The organism is Roseovarius bejariae (assembly GCF_009669325.1).
In the GTDB taxonomy this organism is placed as follows: Bacteria; Pseudomonadota; Alphaproteobacteria; order Rhodobacterales; family Rhodobacteraceae; genus Roseovarius; species Roseovarius bejariae.
In genome coordinates this window covers 228,520-248,095 of the sequence record NZ_SZWE01000001.1, presented here as the reverse complement: position 1 = coordinate 248,095, position 19,576 = coordinate 228,520, and the positions used below count along the sequence as shown (strand labels likewise).

Genomic DNA, 19,576 nt, shown 5'->3' with positions numbered 1-19,576 from the left:
CGTTCCCTTGGGCTGATCTCTATCAACAGCGGTCCATCCCGAACCTTGACGTACGTCAAGGTTCGAACGCCGGTCCCTGTGTGATCTTCGGCTTCAAGCAAGCGAAGTCGGGACGGGGCCATCACCAACCTAAATCAATCCTCGGACCGCGAGATTCGTCTGATGCGGTCGTTTGGCCTGACTGGCCTCGTGCGCTACGGTCTCGGGGTGACGATCGGGGCAGTGATCTAAATTCTCGTCGACGAAATGGTCATGCGGGCGGGTATGTATGCACCAGCAGACTTTCCGTTTTCAGCCATCGTCATGGCCTCTACCGCGGCAATCGTGCTCCACATGGCCGCGATCGCGGCCTGGGATATACAGAAAAGCGTCGCGATTGCTGGAGCGAAACCCTGATCGAGGTCATCGGGTTTTTGGTCATCATCCTCGGCGGCATCGCTGTCGACCCTTCCGCACTCGTCAACCTTTCAGCCACGGTCCTGCCGCCTTTGTCGGATACAGGCGCCTTGGAGGGCGTGCTCGCGGCCAACCTGATCACCTTCTTTACCTTCAACAGGTTCGGCGATATTGTAAATCTCGTCGTAGAGGCCCGCAGTCCGCGCCGTGATTTGCCCTGTGCCATCGCCATCACCCTCTATCTGGTGACGCTTATCTATGTCCTGATTTCCTTGGTCGCGATCAGGGCCGTCCCGGCATAGGTCTGGTCGAAACCACCTCGGCGGTGATGCTTTTCGTTTTCTTCATGGTCAATCTGGCTCTTGTGCGGCTCAAGGCTGGTGGCGAATCGCGCCCTGCGGACAGCTTCAGTGTGCCGACGATCATGCCACTCGCGGGCGCTCTTAGTTGCGCTGGACTGCTGGGCGAAGCGCGGCTCCTTGGATCATAAGGCTTTTTCCGGAAGCGCGTCTTTGACGCTCAGAATATGCCAGCACGCAGATTTCAGACATTCGGACATTGAAAGCAATCTCGAGAGGCAACTCCGTCCCGCTCTGCCATCATTCGCCGAGTTAAAATGCTGTGCCGGGCTTGAATGGCCGCTTCTACGGGCCGCACCAAAGCATTGGGTTGGGTCGACCAGCGGCGGCTTTGGGCCGATCACGTTCCGAAGGGCGACGAAGGCTCCCGACTTTGGAAACCCCCTCCCTGCGCATAGCCCCCATTTTCAGGATCGATATTGCCCATGACCGTTTGGTGGTTTCCCCACAAAAAAGGCCCGGCTGTTGAGCGGGGCCTTTGGACTCTCTGTAAACCTTAGGATCAGGCGCGGCGGCGGCGGCGGCCTCCGGAGCGGCCACCCCGGCCACCGGCGGCTTCTTCACCGGGTTTCGGCGGGGCCTTGTTGAACTTGATCCATTCGCCGCCGTGCGGGTCGTTGTTGGTCAGGAAGTTGGCGGCGCGGATAGCCTCCATTTCCTTGCCCGGGCGCGGCAGGGTGGAGCCGAGGCCGAAGAGTTGGCAGAAGGTTTCGTCATCCATGTCCTCGGGCAGGACGAGGCCCGCAGCGGCGACTTCGGCCTTCTTGGCCTCGATCTCGGACTGTTTCACCGGCAGGGCCACCGGGTTCATGATCGCCGAGGTCATGCCAGCGCCCATGGCCATGGGCAGGAAGGCATTGTTGATGCCGTGGCGGTTGGGCAGGCCGAACGAGATGTTCGATGCGCCGCAAGTGGTGTTCACGCCCAGTTCCTCACGCAGGCGACGGACAAGGGTAAAGACCTGCTGACCGGCGGTGCCCATGGCGCCGATCGGCATAACCAGCGGGTCAACCACGATGTCATGCGCGGGAATGCCGAAATCGGCGGCGCGTTCGACGATCTTCTTGGCGACTTCGAAACGCACTTCGGGGTCTTCGGAAATGCCGGTGTCATCGTTGGAGATGGCCACAACCGGCACGTTGTATTTCTTGACCAACGGCAGAACCAGTTCAAGGCGCTCTTCCTCGCCCGTGACCGAGTTCAAAAGCGGGCGACCTTCGGCAGCGTCAAGGCCCGCTTCCAGCGCGCCGGGCACGGAACTGTCGATGCAGAGCGGCACGTCGACCAGACCCTGTACCAGTTCGACGACCTTGCGCATCAGGGGCGGTTCGGTCTCGTTCGGGTTGGGGTTGGAGTTGTAAACAACACCCGCGTTGATATCGAGCACGGTGGCGCCGGCGGCGACCTGTGCGATGGCGTCTTTTTCGACGGTCGAGAAATCGCCCGCTTCCAGTTCGGCGGCCAGTTTTTTGCGGCCGGTGGGGTTGATCCGTTCGCCAATGACGCAGAACGGCTCATCGAAGCCCATCACGGCGGTCTTGGTTTTGCTTTCGATGATGGTACGGGTCATGGTTTATCCTTGTTGGTTTGCTGGGACGCCCGAGGCGCCGCCGTGGTCGATGGCCCAGTTGGCATTTGTCTTGATGCCGCCAAGCGGGAAGAAGTGAACCTGTTCGATGTTGAAATCGGGGTTCGCGGCCTTGTGCGCGGCCAGTTCCGCCAGAACGTCGGTCGGCTCGTACGGCAGCAAGAGCTTGGAGACATCCATGGCGCGCTTTTGCAGGACCTTGAGCGAGGGGCCGACGCCGCAGGCGATGGCGAACTTGATCAGGGTTTGCAGTTTCGCGGGACCGGCGATGCCGATGTGAACGGGCAGGGTGATGCCCGCCTCGCGCAGGGCGTCAGCCCATGCGATGATGGGTTTGGCGTCAAAGGCGAACTGGGTGGCGAGGGCCATTTCGGCATCGGTGCGTTCGGAGAACTTCTGTTTCCATTGCAACGCCTCGTCGACATTCTTGCGCGAGCCGTCGGGGTCGATGTCCTTGTTGCCTTCGGGGTGCCCGGCGACGTGCAGGCGCTTGAAGCCCGCCTTGTCGAATTCACCGGTTTCCATCAGCTGCATGGAGCAGTGGAAATCGCCATGCGGCTTGTCGACGCCACCGGCCAGCAAGAGCGCCTGATCGACACCGGCCTCGCCTTGGTAGCGGGCGATCCAGTCGGCCAAGGTGGCCTGATCCTTGATGATGCGTGCGGGGAAGTGCGGCATCACCGGGTATCCGTCGGCCGCCAGACGTGCGGCGGTTTTCACCATGTCGTCGATGGGCGTGCCTTCGATGTGGGCGATGTAGACGCGGGTGCCTTCGGGCAGCAGGTCGCGGAAGTTTTCGACCTTTTCCGCGGTGCGCGGCATGACCTCGATCGAATAGCCTTTGAGGAAGGCTTCGACCTGCGGGTTGACGGGGGCAGGGGCAGTGGCGCCTGCGTCACGCTTCTTGAAGTTCAACAGAGCCATTGCGGCCTCCCATAGCGATCTCGGGCTCATGCCCAACCTTCGTTTGCGATCAGTTGTTTTATACGGTCCTGATCGTATTCGGAATCCAGGCGGGAGGCTTCGGATTCGGCCACCTCTGCTGGATCACCTTCCACTTGATAGGGAGCCGCCTTGCGCCATTCGGCGAGGTAGGCATCGGTATCGGAGGCGCCGATTTTCATGGCGGCGCGATCGATGGCCTGTTCGAACCGTTCGGGAAGCGGTTTTTTCGCGCCCCGACGGCCCTTGCCCACGATCACCTGCGCGGGAATGTCCCGCCAGTATACGATTGTGACGTCAACCATGGCTGATTCCTCTATCTTCGTGGCTCGTGTCTAAAGCAGGCGAGCCCTTGGGCGGGGTCGATTTTCGACAGAACGCGGACATCATGCGACGTGCAGAGACTAACGCGGGCGACATGGTGGCACCATGGGGGCATTTCGGAAAACCTCTCATGATCGTCATGTAGAGTTTTACAACAGCTTGCGCGGGGGGCTTTGACGCACTACCTTTGAGGTAACTCGAAATGGAGGGCGTGTAGTTATGGCGCCCAAGCGTCCCGGAAGTGCGGGCGCGGTCCCCAAAGCGGTCGAAAGCCCCGCACTCAAACCCCCCGGGTCCACGGTGCCGTTGTATGCGGCGCTGGATCTGGGAACAAACAGTTGCCGTATGCTGATTGCCCGTCCCGAGGGTGGTCAGTTCAAGGTTGTCGACAGCTTTTCCAAATCCGTGCAGCTTGGCGCGGGGTTGGAGAAGTCTGGCCGTTTGTCACGGTCATCCATTTACCGGACAATTCAGGCGCTTCGCGTGTGTCAGCAGAAATTGAAGCGGCACAAGGTCAAGCGCATGCGGCTTGTCGCGACGGAGGCGTGCCGGCGGGCCCGCAACGGCCGTGATTTCATGGCGCGGGTCAAGCGCGAGACCGGACTGCACCTGGATATCATCGAGCCGCAGGAGGAGGCGCAATTGGCCGTGGTCTCCTGTGCGCCGCTGGTCAGCCGGAGCACCGACCAATTGCTGGTGGTGGATATCGGCGGCGGGTCGACCGAGCTGGTCTGGATCGATCTGCGCGATGTGCCCCATGCCCATCGGCGGCGGGCTATCATGCGGATGCATTCGGGCTTTCATTGTGTCGAAACGGGCGTTCCGGCGGCGAAGGTGGTGGATTGGATCAGTGTGCCGCTTGGAGTGGCCACGCTGCGCGATCAGTTCCGGGATGTCGAGGACGACAGTGCGCGATTTGCCCTGATGAGCTGGTATTTCGAGGAAAACCTTGCCGAATTTGCGCCCTACAAGGATGAGCAGGTGCGCGAGGGGTTTCAGATCGTCGGCACCAGTGGCACGGTGACGACCGTGGCGGCCAGCCATCTGGGATTGAAGCGTTATGACCGGAACAAGGTGGATGGCTTGCGGATGACCAGCGACGAGATCGACAAGGTGATCCGCGGATATCTGACGCTTGGCCCCGAGGGGCGGCGGCGTGACCCACGGATCGGCTTGGATCGGCAGGCGTTGATCATGTCGGGGGCGGCGATCCTGCAGGCGCTCTTGCGCTGTTGGCCTACCGACCGCCTGTCGGTGGCGGATCGGGGCCTGCGTGAAGGGATGCTGTATGCGCAGATGGCGAAGGACGGCGTATTGAAGGACGAGCGGGACTGATGGCAAAACGACCGGATGGCAAGAACACCTCGGGGCGCGGACAGCGGGACCTGAAGGTGAAGGTGAAAACGGCGCGTGGGCGCAAGCCGTCGTCAACGCGGTGGCTGCAACGGCAGTTGAACGATCCTTACGTAAAGCGCGCGCAGGCCGATGGATACCGGGGGCGCGCGGCCTACAAGATCATGGAATTGGACGACAAGTTCCGCTTTCTGGTGCCCGGCGCGCGGGTGGTCGATCTGGGCTGTGCGCCCGGGGGCTGGTGCCAGGTGGCGGTGCCGCGGGTGAATGCCTTGGGCGAAAAGCAGGGCAAGGCGCAGGGCTCGATCCTTGGGGTCGACCTGCAAGAGGTAGAACCAATCGCGGGGTGCGAGTTGCACCAGTTGGATTTCATGGAAGACGGCGCCGACGACAAGGTCAAGGACTGGCTGGGCGGTAAGGCCGACGTTGTCATGAGCGACATGGCCGCGGCCAGTTCCGGCCACAAGCAGACCGACCACCTGCGGATCATCGCGCTATGCGAGGCGGCGGCCTACCTGGCATTTGATGTGTTGGAAGAGGGCGGCACCTTCGTGTCCAAGGTTCTAGCGGGGGGCGCGGAAGGGGAATTGCAAAAGCTGCTCAAGCAGCGCTTTGCCAAGGTGGCCAATGTGAAGCCGCCCGCGTCACGGGCGGACAGTTCGGAAAAATTCGTGGTTGCCACGGGATTTCGCGGCTGACTGTCGGTTATCCTGCAAGCTTGTCAATTTGTCCGGCACGGATGGAGCGTTCGGCCTGAAGGCGGAACAACTGCGCCTCGGCCGGGGAAATCGTGCTGACCGGCATATCGACCGCGCTTGCAAGATTGCGTTGCCGGATGAGTTCGAACAACCGGGCGTGCCGTGCGGCCTTCAGGGGGTGTATGATTCGTGACATGGCACTCTCTTTTCCTCACAAAGACTGAGACAGAGTGATTGCCAAATCATTAAGGCCCTTTTGGTGCGCGGGACGTGCGAAATTGTGATGATTTTCGGCGGGCCTGCGGACGAAAGCCACATTTCATGGGGCGCCTTATCTTTCGGGTAATGGGATATAGTCGCCCCTGTCATCGGGTGGCAGATCGAAGGCCCCCATACCCCAGTTCGCGGCGCGCCAGTCTTCCTTTGCGGCCTCGATCTTGTCCTTGCTGGAGGATACGAAGTTCCACCACACATGACGCGGCCCGTTCAGCGTGGCCCCGCCAAGCGCCAGAAGCCGTGCGCCCTGTGGTCCGGCCTGCACGGTCATTCTGTCGCCGGGCCGAAATACCATCATGCGGCCCGCTTCAAAGGTTTCGCCCGCGATACTGACCTTTCCCTGTGTGATGTAGAGGCCGCGATCTTCGTGATCGTCGGGCAGCGGGAAGCGAGCATTCGGCTTAAGCGTCACGTCCAAATAGAAGGTTTCGGAAAACATCGTCGCCGGGGCCGTTTCGCCATAGGCCGTTCCGAGGATCAGCCGCGCCTCGACCCCGTCGGCTTCGATGACGGGCAGGGCAGCTTGGCCGTGATGTTCGAACATCGGCAGGCGGTCTTCGTCCTCTTCGGGCAGGGCCATCCATGTCTGGATGCCGAATAACTCCTCTGGAACTTTGCGCGATTCATTTGTGCTGCGTTCCGAATGGGTGACCCCGCGGCCAGCCACCATCCAGTTGACCGCCCCCGGGTGGATCACCTGATTTGTCCCGAGGCTGTCGCGGTGCTGAAAATGCCCCTGATAAAGGTATGTCACTGTGCCAAGGCCGATATGTGGATGAGGGCGGATGTCGATGCCCTGATTGGTCAGAAGGTCCGCCGGGCCCATTTGATCAAAGAAGATGAAGGGGCCAACCATTTGTCGGCGCGGTGCTGGCAGGGCGCGGCGCACTTCGAAGCCACCGATGTCGCGGGCGCGCGGGATGATCAGGGTTTCTATGGCATCCGCCCCGATCTCATCAGGGCAGCCCGGTTCAAGAGCGGGATTCCAACTCATTGTGATCTCCTTGGTACAAGAGATTACCTAATATCCCGGTAGTTGAACAGGGTCAGGAGAGGTGAAGGTTCTCATCTTGACATGATCTCATCGAAACGAACGTCTCATTAAGGGGCGCCTGGCGCCCCTATGATCATTTCGCTGTTGTTTCATGAAGGACGCGGTCCTCAGCTTGCGACAACCAGGGCCTCTGCGGCGGCAGTGATGGCGGCCTCTGTCATGGACAGGTCGTCTTGGGTCAAGGCGAGGCTTGGATATGTTTTGCCCGGAGATTTGAAAATATGGTGGTGTCGCAAAGTTTCATTCCAGAGCTTCGACCGGCTTGCATTCCCGGCTTGTACAGCCCTGTAATCCTGCGGCGTCTGAGAGGTGAAGACGACCTCGAAGAGTGTCGCATCGCCGACGATGTGATAGGGGAGTCCCGTGGGGCCGAGTGCATCGTGGATCATATTCATGATCTGCTCACCCAAGCCGCGCAGGCGGGGGTACTGCCCCTCACGCCGCAGAATTTCGAGGCTTTTGAGTCCGGCGACCGACGCCACAGGATTTCCCGACAGCGTGCCAAGCTGCATCAACCAGCCTTCAGGCCCGACGACGGATTTATCGAAATGCGCCATGATGTCGGCCCGGCCCACGGTGGCGGCCAAGGGAAAGCCGCCGCCGATCACCTTGCCCAGCGTACAAAGGTCGGGCGTGACGCCATAAAGTTCTTGCGCGCCGCCATAGGCGAAGCGGAAGCCGGTGACGACCTCGTCAAAGATCAACACGATGCCGTAGCGGTCGCATTCGTCGCGCAGGACTTGCAGGAAGCCCGGCGCGGGCGGGATGATGCGTTGCAGGGGTTCGACGATCAGCCCCGCAACCTGACCCCCATATTCGGCCAGAAGCGAGCGGATATAGGCGACGTCGTTGTACGGCGCGATGAGCATTTCATCGGCCACGCTTTGCGGGATGCCGGCGCTATCGGGCACGGCCTGCGGAAAATTCACCCGGGCGGCGGGGGCGAGGCTCATTTGTGCTTCGGCGGACATGCCGTGGTAGCCGCCTTCGAATTTCACGATCTTGTCGCGCCCGGTGAAGGCGCGGGCGGCGCGCATGGCGTACATGTCCGCCTCACCGCCCGAGGAGACATAGCGCAGCTGTTCGGCGCAGGGGACGGCGCGGCAGATTTCCTCGGCCAGTTCGATACCCGCGGCGTTGTTGGCAAAGAAAGTCTGGCCCTTGGGAAGTTGTTCAAAGACGGCCTCAAGAACCTCGGGGTGGGAGTGGCCCAGAAGCATGGGGCCGGAGCCGATGAGATAGTCGATATACTCGGTGCCGTCCTCATCCCAGACGCGGGAGCCTGCGCCGCGTGAGATGACGATGCCGGGGTCGAAATTGCCAAAGCCGCCGGCGGGCAGGATATCTCGGGCGCGGGCGATCCATTCGGATTGGGTGTGCAGTTTGGTCATCGGGTCAATCCAGTATCAGGTCAGGGGATCCAAGCAGGCTTTGGTCGGGGGTGATGCCAAGGCCGGGGCCTTCGGGCGGGGCGATGCGCCCGTCGTGGCGGAAGGGGCAATCGGGGGCCAGGCGCGGGGCGACATAGCCAGACAGGTCGCAGGTGTTGAGTAGGCGCGTAGGCGCTGTGCTGGCGGCGAGATGAAGGACGGCGGCGGTGGTGATATCGCTGCCCCAGGTGTCCTCGATGCACATCATGGCCCCAAGGTGCAGGCACAGGTCGCGTGCCCGCCGGGTGGCCGAGATTCCCCCGAATTTCGACAGTTTGAGCGCGACGGCATCCATGCAGCCCAGATCGTGGGCGTGCAGCAGGCTGTGCGTGTCATGGGCCAGTTCATCGAGTTTCATGGGCAAGCCGGTTGCCGCACGGACCCGGGCGCAATCCTCCAGCGTGGTGCAGGGCTGTTCCAGCATGATGTCGAGATGCGCCACGGCCCGGCCCACGCGGGTGGCCATGAGCGACGTCGTGCCACAATTCCAGTCGCCATAGACCACCGGACCGGGGCCTACGGCCTCGCGCACCTTGGTGAGGCGTTCGACATCAGCCTGCCAATCACCGTCGGCGCCCAACTTGGCCTGAAACTGAGTGATGCCCCGGGCCTGTGCGTCGCGGGCAATGCGGGCCATGTCATCGGGGGCAATGCAGGTAATGGAATGATAAAGCGGCATATCGGGCGCGGCGCGCCCGCCGAGCAACCGATGGAGAGGCAGGCCTGCGGCTTGGGCGGTGATGTCCCAAAGCGCGATGTCGAGTGCCGATTTGGCATAGCGGTGATCGGGCAGATAGGCATCGCAGCGCGCGATCAATGCCTCGGGGCCAAGCGGATCGGCGCCGATGAGAACCGGGGCCAGTTCTTGCAATGCAGTCCCCACGCCGCGCGCATAGGCGGGCAGGTAATGGGGGATCGGGCAAACCTCGCCCCAGCCGGTGAGGCCGCTGTCGGTCTCCAATGCGATGACCACGGTTTCCACCGTGTCGCAGGTTTTCCCATCGGCCATGTAATAGGCTTCGTGACTGGTGAGCGGCACATGCCAGAGGCGGAGTTTTGTGAGTTTCATGACTGAGGCCTAGAAAGGGATTGCGCCGCCTTCGGCGTCGCCGGGGCGGGGGCTTTGCCCCCCGCTTTGGACCCCCTGCGGGTGCCCAAAGCTCCCCCCAGGATATTTTTAAAAAGAAGAATTGGGTGCCGGTGCATGGCTTTGGGGCGGATCATTGGGCGGCTTCGTGCATGGTATCGGTGCGGGGCAGGAGGCTGTGCGGATCATAGGCCGGTTCGCCCAGCACACGGGCGGCGCGTGGTTTTCCGTGGATAACCACTTGCAATTTCGTGCCGGGGGGCGCGGCCTGCGGTTTGATATAGGCAAAGGCGAGGATTTTGCCGACGCAATGGCCATAGGCCACCGAAGCGGTGGAGCCGACGACCTCACCCTCCCGGATGACCGCTTCGCCGCCGTGGCCGTCGATTTCGCCATCCGGTTCGATCTCAAGGTAGGCGCAGGTCCAGGGCTGGTTGCCTGCTTCGACCAGAGCGGCGCTTTGGCGGGTGGCCTCGGCCCCAAGATAGTCTTTGTCGAGTTTGACGAAGCGCATGACATCGGCCTCGGGCAATGTGACTTCGTTTGTCAGTTCGCTTGCGCCCTTGAACGCCTTTTCCATCCGGAGGGCATTCATTGCAAAGCTTCCGTAATCGGTGATTCCGTGGGCTTGGCCCGCCGCCCATAGCGCATCGTAGACTGCCAGGGTATGTTCACGCGGGATGTGGAACTCCCACCCAAGTTCTCCGGCATAGGACATGCGGAAGGCCCAAACGGGTGCATTCGCCATGGTGATTTGCCGTGCCGTCAGCCAAGGGAACCCGGCGTTCGACACGTCTGCGTCGCTACATTGGGCCAGAACCGCGCGGGAGGCCGGGCCGTTGAGAGCAAGAGCGGCCCAATCGTTGGAGCGCAGGGTGATCTGCGCCTCCTCGCCCGCGCGGTTTTGGTTCAGATGGTCCAGAAGGCGTTGCTCAAAGAACGCAGCACAAACCAGATAAAAGCGGTCAGGGGCCAGCTTCACCACCGTGGTTTCCAGTTCGATCCGGCCCCGATGGTTCAGCATATGGGTGAGCGTAATGCCCCCGACTTTTTGCGGCAGGCGATTGGCAACGAGACGGTCCAGCAGGGCCGCGGCCCCCGGCCCGGAGACTTCGACCTTGGTGAAGGCGGAGATGTCCATGACCCCCACGGCCTCACGCACCGCTTTACACTCGGTCCCGACGACATCGTGCACCACGTTGCGACGGAAGGAATAGTGATCTTCCTGCGCCACGTCCTCACGCGCGAACCAGCGGGGGCGTTCATGGCCATAGACCTCCTCGTAGACTGCGCCCTTTTCCTTGAGACGATCATAGAGCGGTGAGGGTTTGACGGGCCGACCGGCCAAGCGGTTGAAATGCGGGAAGGGGATTTCGTGCCGCAGGCAGTAATCTTCCTTGGCCTTGATCACTTGCCATTCCTTCGTGGCGTAGTTGCCGAAGCGGCGCGGGTCGTAGTCGCGCATCGAAATGTCGGAGGAGCCATGCACCATCCAGCGGGCCAATTCGCGGGTCAGGCCAGGGCCCCAGCCGATACCGATTTGTGTACCGCAGCAGCACCAGTAGTTGCGTACGCCGGGCGCGGGTCCGATCAGCGGATTGCCGTCGGGCGGATGGCTGATGGCGCCATGCACATCACGGGTGATACCCAAGTCTGCAAAGATGGGCATTCGGCGGAGCGATTCCTCAAGCCAAGGCATGACGCGGTCATAGTCGGCGTCGAACAATTCGTTTTCCGCATCCCAAGGGCAGTGATCTTCCCAAACGGTATTGGGGTTGGCCTTTTCGTAGATGCCGATGAGGCCTTTTTTCTGTTCCATCCGAATATAGCCGGAAACCTTCCTGTCATCCCGGATGACCGGTAATTCATGCTCAAGATCGCGGAACTCCGGCACGTCCTCGGTGACGAAATAGTGATGGGTCATGGATGTCATCGGCAGTTGCAGGCCTGACCATTCGCCCATCTGCCGGGCATAGGTGCCGCCGGCATTGACCACATGCTCACAGGTGATGGTGCCCTGTTCCGTTTCGACCACCCATTCGCCGGTATCGGCTTGGGTAATATTCGTTGCGCGACAGCGGCGGATGATGCGGACGCCCTTTTGGCGTGCTCCGCTGGCCATGGCCATGGTGACATTGGTGGGGTCAACGTGGCCGTCATCGGGGGTGTGCAAGGCCCCCAGAACACCTTGGAGATTGTAGAACGGATGCTGTTCTGCGACCCGCTCTGCGCCGACCAGTTCGATGTTGAAACCCAGTGAACGCCCCACGGACAGCGTATGACGCAGCCAGTCCATCTCGTCCTCTGTGTAGGCGAGGCGGAACGAGCCGCAGCCATGCCATGTTACGGGTTGGCCGGTCTCGGATTCCAGTTCACCGGAATAAAGGCCGATGTTGTAATCAACGCATTTCCCGAGGCCAAAGCTGCTGGTGGAATGGGTGATTTGCCCTGCCGCGTGCCATGTGCTGCCACTGGTCAGTTCGGCCTTTTCGAGCAAGACCGTTTCCGGCCCCCAACCTTCGTGCCCCAAGTGATAGGCCAGCCCGACCCCCATGACGCCGCCGCCGATGACGACCACGCGGGCGTGGGTGGGAAAGGTGGAATTGGACATGACATTTTTCCTGTTCGCAGAGTCGCATTTTCTATGGACAGGCTAAGGGCACAAATGTACCATCGTCAATCATGAATCAAACAAACGTATCAAAATCGATCCTAGAGCGCCTTACCGACGAGTGGGGCAGTCTGACCCCCGAGGCGCAGAAGGCGGCGCGTTATGTGTTGGAAAATCCTGCGGATGTGGGGGTGTCGACTGTACGCGAGATCGCAGAAGCCGCGAATGTTAAGCCGAATACCTTCGTGCGCATGGCACGTCAGGTGGGCTTTGAAGGGTATGAAGATTTCCGCGCACCGTTCCGAGAGGCAATTCGAAAAGGCGGCGTCAGTTTCCCGGATCGGGCGCGATGGCTTCAGGATATTCGCAAATCTGGTGAGATCGGGGGGCTTTATGCCGACATGATCGGTGCCGCAGCCCGCAATATCGAAGAGACTTTCGCGGCGATTTCCGAAGAGGCGCTCAAGGCTGCCGCCGAAGCGATCTGGTCTTCGCGTCAAGTGTTCACGCTTGGTGTTGGCGTGAACAATGCGAATGCGCGAAACTTTACCTATCTCGCGTCGACCGGCATGACACAGTTTCACGCCATTCCACGCCCCGGTTCGACGCCGGTTGATGATCTTGCATGGGCTGATGGTCAGGATGTGCTGATCGCAATGACGATGAAACCGTATCGGTCCGAAGTGGTCGAAGCCGTTCGGATTGCCCGAGATCAGGGGGTGACAGTCATTGCCATATCAGACAGCCCGGCCAGCCCGATCAGTCTGGCCGCGCAACACAGCTTTGTTGTGGCCGTGGATACGCCGCAGTTCTTTCCATCATCGGTATCGAGCATTGCGCTGCTGGAGACTCTGCTCAGCTTTGTCATTTCCGTGGCCAGCGATGAGATCGTCGAACGGGTCGAAACATTCCACCGTCGCCGGCATCAGCTTGGCATTTATCAGGAGGACCCTGAATGAACGCACCTCTCACCCATTCCCTTGACGCGCGTTATTACATTGATCCATCTGTTTTCGAGGTGGAACGAAAGGGCCTTTTGGCGCGGACTTGGCAGTTTGCGGGTCATCGCAGTCAGCTTGAACATCCGGGCGATTACTTTGCTTTCGATATGGCAGGGGAAAGCCTGTTCTCCATAAAGGGACGCGATGGAGTAATCCGTACGTTCTACAACGTCTGCCAACATCGTGCGCATCAACTGGTCAGTGGTGAAGGGTCAACGCGTGTCGTCGTCTGCCCATACCACGCTTGGACTTATGAATTGACGGGTGAATTGCGTGCGGCCCCGAATACCAAATCCGTTCCCGGGTTCGACAAATCCAGCGTCTGCCTGACCGAGGTGCGAACCGAGATATTCTTGGGATTCATCTTTGTGAACCTGGATCCTGAAGCCGCACCAATGGACGATTGGTTTCCCGGTGTCCGCGATGAGCTCATGGAATGGCTGCCGCATTGGGAGGCCCTCAAGCCGCTTGAGTGGGTGGAGATACCTGAGAATTGCAACTGGAAGGTCTCGGTCGAGAATTATTCCGAATGTTACCATTGCAGTCTCAACCATCCCACCTTTGCGACCGGTGTCATCAAACCGGAAACCTATGACATTCAGCCCCAAGGGTATTGCCTGCGTCACACGACGGAGTGCCAAAGCCTTGAGAACATGAGTTACGAAATAGACAGGTCGAAGCCCCATGCCGAGGATTATTCAAGCTGGTTCCTCTGGCCGATGTTCAGCTTTCAGGTGTATCCCGGGAATGTCCTGAACACCTATCACTGGCGCGCGATCGACGCAGACCATGTTGTCGTCTGGCGCGGATGGTACACCGAAGGTGGATGGGACAGCGAGGTTGTCCGACGGTTGGCGGTTCAGGATCGCGCCACCACCGTGGAAGAGGATATCCATCTTGTCGAATCCGTTCAGCGGGGCCTGCACTCGCGTGGGTACGTGCCCGGTCCGCTGGTTGTCGATCCTGCATGTGGCGTGAATTCCGAACATTCGGTTATGGCACTTCAGAAATGGATGCGCGAAGGCATAGAGGCCTAGGACATATAACTGTAATTCATGGGGTGAGATATGACGGCATTTGACGAAGACTTGTTTCTCAAGGGTATGGAGCAGCGCAAGGCGACATTGGGCGCAGAATACGTGGAAACAAACCTCGCAGCGGCGGATGATTTCACACGCCCCTTTCAGGAGGCGATGACAGCCTGGTGCTGGGGCTTTGGCTGGGGGGACGATGTGATCGACGCCAAGACGCGATCAATGATGAACCTCGCGATGATTGGTGCGCTTGGCAAGATGCACGAATGGGAGATTCATTGCCGCGGTGCGGTCAATAACGGCGTGAGCCGCGAGGAAATTCGCGCCATCATTCATGTTATTGGAATCTATTGCGGTGTCCCGCAGGCTTTGGAATGTTTTCGGAGCGCTCGCAAGGTTCTGGACGAGGATTAATCGTCGAAACCCGTCACAGCAGAAAAAGCTGATTCCCAAGGCATAATCCAACCACGCCGTTACCTCTGAATGGGGGATTTGCCGTAATCTGGCATGAGTTCGATAGCAAAGGTAACCGGCGCGATCCGGGCAGCCTTTGTATCAGGCATCTTGGGGGGAAGTGGCGGACCGAGGAGGATTCGAACCCCCGACCCCCTGATTCGTAGTCAGGTACTCTATCCAGCTGAGCTATCGGTCCGTGAGGGCGGGATTTAGACCTTGCGGGCGGGTAGCGCAAGGGGGGCTTTGCAAAAAATCAGGCTTTTTCAACACCGCCACGCGGAAGGTCGATCCGGAAGGTTGTTCCGGCCTCATCACTTGCTTCCAATGTCAGGGTCCCGCCGTGGCCGCGGATCAACTCTGCTGCGATTGTCAGGCCAAGGCCGGTGCCTCCCTTGGTCGCACCGCCCTGAAAGGGCTGAAACAGGTGTTCACGGGCCTTGGCGGGCAGGCCGGGGCCTGTGTCGCTGACGCGGAGAATCCAGGTGTCATCGGTTTCATGTGCAGATACGGCGATTTCACCGGGATGTCCGGAATTGATTATGGCTTGCCTGGCGTTCCGCACGAGGTTGGATAGCACCCGGTACATTTGTTCCGAGTCGGCACGAAGCATCAGTTGATCGGGGATGTCCTCGGCAAAGCTAATTTGCGAATCGCCCACCGAGAGCCTTTCACTTTCGATCACGTCCCCCACGACTTCGGCCAGACGAAAGCGCGACAGGGTCGGGCCCGGTTCCTCGGCCTTGCCATAGGCAAGGGTGGTTTCGCACAGGTGGACGGCACGGGTGATGGAATTGACCAGCTTGGGGGCCATGCGTTTGACGGCTGGGTCCTCGCTCATTTCCAAGCGGTCGATGAAAAGCTGTGCCGAGGTCAGGATATTGCGCAAGTCGTGGCTCACCTTCGCCACGGCGCCGCCCAGTTGGGCCAGTCGTTCCTTTTGTTTGAGCGACCCGGTGAGCTGGGTTTGCATGAGTTTGAGGGTCTCTTCGGCCTCGCGCAGTTCAAGGATGCTGGAGGAGGGTTCAATCACGCGGTTGGCATCCTCGGGCGCGGCGGCATAGGATTGCATATGGCCGACAACCCGCTTGATCGGTTTGACCAGAATGCTTTGCACGGCGAGAAACAAAAGACCCGCCGTGACCACGGAGATCACAAGCGACAGCCAGAGGATGCGCAAGCCGTAATCAATCATGGCATCGCGTAGTTCTTTCGTATCAAGGGTCACTTCGATCAGCAGGCCCGCCATTTTCACCGGGTCGCCAATCACGCGGATGACTTGTGTTTCGGTCTCCCACAAGCGGGCGATGGCATCCGAGATCAGGGTGGTCGGTGTCGAGCTGCGCAGGTCATATGTGCCCGATATCGGTTTGGGCATGTCCGAGGACAGCACCAGTTGGCGGGCTTCGTCACGTCGAAGAACGACGTTGAAGACCCCCGCGTTTTGCAAGAGTTCCTGTTCAAGGTCGGGGCCGATCTCTTCGCTGGCGAGCAGAGCCAGCGACGCAATCTGCGCGCGTTCCAGTCGTGAGATCAGGAAATCCTCGCGGTAGCGGGCAACCGAGGGGACGAAAATCAGCACCTCGGCGAGCATCACGAAGATGGCCGTGAGAAGCAGGAAACGCCCGGAGAGAGTATTCAGAAACCGCATGTCACGCCCCAATCAGGGAAGCCAGCGCTGTACCAGCCTCACCACATGTTTGAGCATAGGATTATCAAACAGCTTTGGCGAGAAATAGGCCCCTGCGACGCGCTTGTTGATTTCGGCGATTGTCGGGTAGGGGGCGACCATGGCAGCAACGTGTTTCATCTTGAGGCCATTGGCGATGACCATGGACCATAGGCCGATCACTTCACCGGCCTGATGGCCCGCGATCGATACACCCACGGGGCGGCCCTTGACCACCATGACCTTGATCAGGCCATCGGTTTGCCGGTCGGCAATGGCACGATCGTTTTCTGCATAAGTGAAACGGGCAACTTCAAGTGTGTCGCCATGAATCTCGCGGGCTCGTGCCTCGGTCAGGCCGACTTGGGCCAGTTCGGGGGCGGTATAGGTGGCCCATGGGATATGGTCGGTTTTCGTTGTTACGGGCAGGGAAAGAAGGGCCGAGCGGATGACAAGCCCCGCGTGATAGCCCGCGACATGGGTGAATTGCAGGCCGCCCGCCACATCGCCGATGGCATAAGCGCGGCGGTTTGTGGTGCGCAAGCCGTCATCCACCTTGATGCCCGCCTTGGTCGTCTGGATGCCCGCGGCCTTGAGGTTCAGCTTGTCGATATTGGGTTTGCGGCCCACTGCCATGAGAAGATGCGAGCCGGTGAAGCTGCGGCCATCCTTGCAGGTGACGGTGATATTGCCAGCTTCACCCGAAATGCTTTCGGCCATGGCCTCTTCGGCCAATTCCAGTCCTTCGGCCTTGAGTACATCAAGCACCACCTTGGCACACTCCGGATCGTCGCGGCCAAAGGCCTTGGCGCCTTCGATTACCGTGACCTTGCAGCCAAGGCGCAGGTGGGCTTGCGCCATCTCCATGCCGATGGGACCGCCGCCGACGATCAGCAAGTGATCGGGTTTTTCGCGCAACTCAAACAGGGTTTCATTGGTTTCATAGGGGACGCTGTCGAGGCCGGGAATCGGCGGCACCAAGGGCGACGAGCCTGTGGCGATGACGATCCGGCGGGCGGTGATCTCATACGTGCCTGCCTTGACCGTCTTGGCGTCGATGAATTCCCCGTACTCCTGGATCACCCGCACGCCAAGGCGTTCGAACCGCTCAACACTGTCGTGGGGGGCGATTGTGCCGATGACGTCATGGACATGATCCTTGGCGGCGGCATAGTCGACCTTTGGCGCGCTATCGGCCACGCCGAAAGGGCGCGCGTGACCAGCCTTGTGGGCGACTTTACCACTTGCCAGCAGGGCCTTGGAGGGCACACAGCCATAGTTCAGGCAATCCCCACCCATTTTATGGCCTTCCAGAAGGGTCACATCGGCGCCCATTTGCGCGGCCCCTGCGGCGACGGACAAACCGCCAGAGCCCGCCCCGATGATCAGCAGGTCAGTGTCGATCTTTTGCATGTGTCAAATATCCTTTTTGCCGCGCAGTGCTTTAATGAGGATGGGCAGAGCGGCGAGAACGCAGAGGCCAAGGATCGGGCCGATGACCTGCGGCTCCCACAAAAGTGACAGGTCAGGCGTTTCGCCACGGTCGAACACCTCGCCCAGCCCGACGCCAATCCAGGTAAAGACAATGGCACCGGGGATGATACCAAGAACGGTTGTGAAGGCGAAGTTGAAGAATTTCACCCCCACTAGGGCGGGTAAGAGATTGGCCACGAAGAAGGGAACAGCAGGGACAAGTCGAATTAGAAAAAGTACACTTATTTCATGCTCTTGAAGGCCACTCTTGACGCGTTTCAAGGTGCCTTCCGAGGTTTCCATGCGTGCCGCGAGCGTTCGGCCCAACCCCCAGCGCGCGGCCAAAAAGATCGCGAATGCTCCAAGTGAAGCGGCGATGACGTTGTAGGTGGTGCCAAGGCCGAGACCGAATAGAAAGCCTCCGCTCACCGATGCGACGGCCGCTCCGGGCAGGGAGAATGCGACGATCACGAAATAGATGGCGATGAAACCCGCCACCATCAGAAGGTAATGTGCGTCCCTGAAAGCCATAAGTGCTTCGCGGTTTTCGCGTAACGTTTCGAATGATAGATAATCGCGCAGAGTAAAGAAACCGATCACCGCCCCGAGAAGGATCAGGATCAATGGGGCGTGTCGCCATGGGCTGTCTTTATCGGTTTGGGTCATGTCATTCATGGCTTCGATCCATTGCCTTCAATTGCAACCAAGATGACCATGTTGGCCGATGGTGGCCATAGGCTTCACGCGGGGGTGATGGGTGGTGATGGATTTACCGCTAAAAAGAGCCTGTTTTGCAGGTTTGTAACAGGAATACCGCAGAATGGTGGGGTTTTTGTTGCAAATGCCTCGTGCTGGGTTTGACTTGAGGCTTTAGGGCCTCTATAGACCGGCTTCGAAATGAATTCGGGCTAGCCGCGAATCCTCGGCGTTTGCCCGCCCAAAGACCGGAGACGGAGCGATGAAACGCACCTACCAACCCTCGAACCTGGTTCGCAAGCGCCGCCATGGTTTCCGTGCGCGCATGGCCACCAAGGCAGGCCGCAAGATCCTGAACGCGCGCCGTGCGCGTGGCCGCAAGTCGCTGAGCGCATAACTCCTCAGCCACAGGATTTACGGATCATGACACCGCCGGAGGCCCCCGACAGAGACGCGGGGAACACGCCCCCGGCGGTTTCCGTTTGTCTTAAGGTCATGAAAAACCGGAGTGATTTCCTGTTAGCCGCTCGTGCGCGGAAACAGGGGACCAAGGCGATGATGGTACAGGGCCGTGAGAGGCAAGATGGCGATCCTTGCATCCGTGTTGGCTTTACCTGTTCCAAGAAGGTAGGCAATGCGGTGGCGCGCAACAGGGCCAAGCGGCGGATGCGCGAGGTGGCGCGTTTGATCTTGCCGACACAGGGTAAACCGGGCTGGGATTACGTCCTGATCGGGCGCAAGGAAGCCACGGCGGCGCGTCCCTTTGATGCCTTGAAAGATGACTTGAGTTTCGCGCTTAAGCGACTGCATTCAAACAAGAAATGACACCTTTGGCACATATCCTGTCATGGCCGGTGAAGGCTTATCGGCTGATTTTCTCGCCTTGGGTTGGGTTCAACTGTCGCTATCAACCGACGTGTAGCCAATATGCCTTGGAGGCCTTGCAAAAGCATGGTGGGATCAAGGGCGGGTGGTTGGCCTTCAAGCGCATCCTGAGGTGCAACCCATGGGGGCAGTGCGGCTATGATCCGGTGCCGGAGGACTCCGATAAGGACCGCTAAAACCGCTGTCTGTGTCGCGTCGGTAAAACGTCGGTAATTTGTCGGTTCTGATACTGTGCGCTTTTTGATGG

Annotated in this window: 20 protein-coding genes and 1 tRNA gene; 9 read left to right on the top strand and 12 right to left on the bottom strand. The window is 59.9% G+C overall.

Features of this window, described 5'->3' with window-relative positions; genetic code table 11:
* Window positions 1-80: 80 nt before the first annotated feature.
* Complete coding sequence (locus tag FDP25_RS17375; protein ID WP_154148368.1) at window positions 81-698, top strand: APC family permease; 618 nt, start codon at window positions 81-83, stop codon at window positions 696-698.
* 559 nt (window positions 699-1,257) lie between these two features.
* On the opposite strand, the gene FDP25_RS01265 is transcribed toward FDP25_RS17375, so the two are convergent.
* Genes FDP25_RS01265 through FDP25_RS01255 form a run of 3 tightly spaced genes read right to left on the bottom strand, consistent with a single transcriptional unit; the run spans window position 1,258 to window position 3,590 of the window.
* Entirely contained in the window at window positions 1,258-2,325 is a 1,068-nt protein-coding gene (locus tag FDP25_RS01265; protein ID WP_154148367.1) for a methyltetrahydrofolate cobalamin methyltransferase, read from the bottom strand.
* Between the two features lie 3 nt (window positions 2,326-2,328).
* Window positions 2,329-3,267 (bottom strand): methylenetetrahydrofolate reductase, encoded by a 939-nt coding sequence (locus FDP25_RS01260; RefSeq protein WP_154148366.1) that lies wholly within the window; start codon window positions 3,265-3,267, stop codon window positions 2,329-2,331.
* A gap of 26 nt (window positions 3,268-3,293) precedes the next feature.
* Window positions 3,294-3,590: a virulence factor gene (locus tag FDP25_RS01255; protein WP_154148365.1), complete on the bottom strand. Its 297-nt coding sequence runs from the start codon at window positions 3,588-3,590 to the stop codon at window positions 3,294-3,296.
* Between the two features lie 238 nt (window positions 3,591-3,828).
* Between FDP25_RS01255 and FDP25_RS01250 the strand changes: the two genes are divergently transcribed.
* Together FDP25_RS01250 and FDP25_RS01245 are read left to right on the top strand one after the other, a co-directional pair.
* Window positions 3,829-4,944 carry a Ppx/GppA phosphatase family protein gene (locus FDP25_RS01250; protein WP_154148364.1) on the top strand — a complete coding sequence of 372 codons (1,116 nt, stop codon included), beginning with the start codon at window positions 3,829-3,831 and terminating at the stop codon, window positions 4,942-4,944.
* Window positions 4,944-5,660: an RlmE family RNA methyltransferase gene (locus FDP25_RS01245; RefSeq protein ID WP_154148363.1), complete on the top strand. Its 717-nt coding sequence runs from the start codon at window positions 4,944-4,946 to the stop codon at window positions 5,658-5,660. Before FDP25_RS01250 ends, FDP25_RS01245 begins: the two co-directional genes overlap by 1 nt.
* A 7-nt stretch (window positions 5,661-5,667) precedes the next feature.
* Here the strand turns inward: FDP25_RS01245 and FDP25_RS01240 are convergent, their stop codons facing one another.
* The 5 genes from FDP25_RS01240 to FDP25_RS01220 form a co-directional block, all read right to left on the bottom strand.
* A complete protein-coding gene (locus tag FDP25_RS01240; RefSeq protein ID WP_154148362.1) occupies window positions 5,668-5,856 on the bottom strand; it encodes a hypothetical protein in 189 nt (62 codons plus the stop codon).
* A gap of 135 nt (window positions 5,857-5,991) precedes the next feature.
* Complete coding sequence (locus tag FDP25_RS01235) at window positions 5,992-6,930, bottom strand: pirin family protein (RefSeq protein ID WP_154148361.1); 939 nt, start codon at window positions 6,928-6,930, stop codon at window positions 5,992-5,994.
* A 167-nt stretch (window positions 6,931-7,097) separates the two neighbouring features.
* Window positions 7,098-8,381 (bottom strand): aspartate aminotransferase family protein, encoded by a 1,284-nt coding sequence (locus FDP25_RS01230; RefSeq protein WP_154148360.1) that lies wholly within the window; start codon window positions 8,379-8,381, stop codon window positions 7,098-7,100.
* A 4-nt stretch (window positions 8,382-8,385) separates the two neighbouring features.
* On the bottom strand, window positions 8,386-9,489 hold the full coding sequence (locus FDP25_RS01225; protein WP_154148359.1) for a mandelate racemase/muconate lactonizing enzyme family protein: 1,104 nt from the start codon (window positions 9,487-9,489) through the stop codon (window positions 8,386-8,388).
* 151 nt (window positions 9,490-9,640) lie between these two features.
* Window positions 9,641-12,118 carry an FAD-dependent oxidoreductase gene (locus FDP25_RS01220; RefSeq protein ID WP_154148358.1) on the bottom strand — a complete coding sequence of 826 codons (2,478 nt, stop codon included), beginning with the start codon at window positions 12,116-12,118 and terminating at the stop codon, window positions 9,641-9,643.
* A gap of 71 nt (window positions 12,119-12,189) precedes the next feature.
* Between FDP25_RS01220 and FDP25_RS01215 the strand changes: the two genes are divergently transcribed.
* From FDP25_RS01215 to FDP25_RS01205, 3 genes are read left to right on the top strand one after another with little or no spacing between them, the layout of a single operon-like run.
* On the top strand, window positions 12,190-13,077 hold the full coding sequence (locus FDP25_RS01215) for a MurR/RpiR family transcriptional regulator (protein ID WP_154148357.1): 888 nt from the start codon (window positions 12,190-12,192) through the stop codon (window positions 13,075-13,077).
* Window positions 13,074-14,156 carry an aromatic ring-hydroxylating oxygenase subunit alpha gene (locus FDP25_RS01210; protein WP_154148356.1) on the top strand — a complete coding sequence of 361 codons (1,083 nt, stop codon included), beginning with the start codon at window positions 13,074-13,076 and terminating at the stop codon, window positions 14,154-14,156. Before FDP25_RS01215 ends, FDP25_RS01210 begins: the two co-directional genes overlap by 4 nt.
* A gap of 30 nt (window positions 14,157-14,186) precedes the next feature.
* A complete protein-coding gene (locus FDP25_RS01205; protein WP_154148355.1) occupies window positions 14,187-14,567 on the top strand; it encodes a carboxymuconolactone decarboxylase family protein in 381 nt (126 codons plus the stop codon).
* 161 nt (window positions 14,568-14,728) lie between these two features.
* Here the strand turns inward: FDP25_RS01205 and FDP25_RS01200 are convergent.
* The 4 genes from FDP25_RS01200 to FDP25_RS01185 all read right to left on the bottom strand — a co-directional run bounded on the left by FDP25_RS01200 (window position 14,729) and on the right by FDP25_RS01185 (window position 18,423).
* Window positions 14,729-14,805 (bottom strand) — tRNA-Arg (locus FDP25_RS01200).
* A gap of 57 nt (window positions 14,806-14,862) precedes the next feature.
* Complete coding sequence (locus tag FDP25_RS01195) at window positions 14,863-16,257, bottom strand: sensor histidine kinase (RefSeq protein WP_154148354.1); 1,395 nt, start codon at window positions 16,255-16,257, stop codon at window positions 14,863-14,865.
* A 12-nt stretch (window positions 16,258-16,269) separates the two neighbouring features.
* Complete coding sequence (locus tag FDP25_RS01190; RefSeq protein ID WP_154148353.1) at window positions 16,270-17,688, bottom strand: dihydrolipoyl dehydrogenase family protein; 1,419 nt, start codon at window positions 17,686-17,688, stop codon at window positions 16,270-16,272.
* 3 nt (window positions 17,689-17,691) lie between these two features.
* Window positions 17,692-18,423, bottom strand: coding sequence for a TVP38/TMEM64 family protein (locus tag FDP25_RS01185; RefSeq protein ID WP_154148352.1), 732 nt, complete (start codon window positions 18,421-18,423; stop codon window positions 17,692-17,694).
* Between the two features lie 283 nt (window positions 18,424-18,706).
* Between FDP25_RS01185 and rpmH the strand changes: the two genes are divergently transcribed.
* The 3 genes from rpmH to yidD are packed head-to-tail and all read left to right on the top strand — an operon-like array spanning window position 18,707 to window position 19,505.
* Window positions 18,707-18,841 carry a 50S ribosomal protein L34 gene (gene rpmH / locus FDP25_RS01180; protein WP_005980833.1) on the top strand — a complete coding sequence of 45 codons (135 nt, stop codon included), beginning with the start codon at window positions 18,707-18,709 and terminating at the stop codon, window positions 18,839-18,841.
* Window positions 18,842-18,867: 26 nt separating this feature from the next.
* Window positions 18,868-19,269, top strand: a complete 402-nt coding sequence (rnpA, locus tag FDP25_RS01175) for a ribonuclease P protein component (RefSeq protein WP_154148351.1) — start codon at window positions 18,868-18,870, stop codon at window positions 19,267-19,269.
* Window positions 19,266-19,505 carry a membrane protein insertion efficiency factor YidD gene (gene yidD / locus FDP25_RS01170; RefSeq protein WP_154148350.1) on the top strand — a complete coding sequence of 80 codons (240 nt, stop codon included), beginning with the start codon at window positions 19,266-19,268 and terminating at the stop codon, window positions 19,503-19,505. The genes rnpA and yidD overlap by 4 nt, the downstream gene beginning before the upstream one ends.
* The last annotated feature ends 71 nt before the right edge of the window (window positions 19,506-19,576 follow it).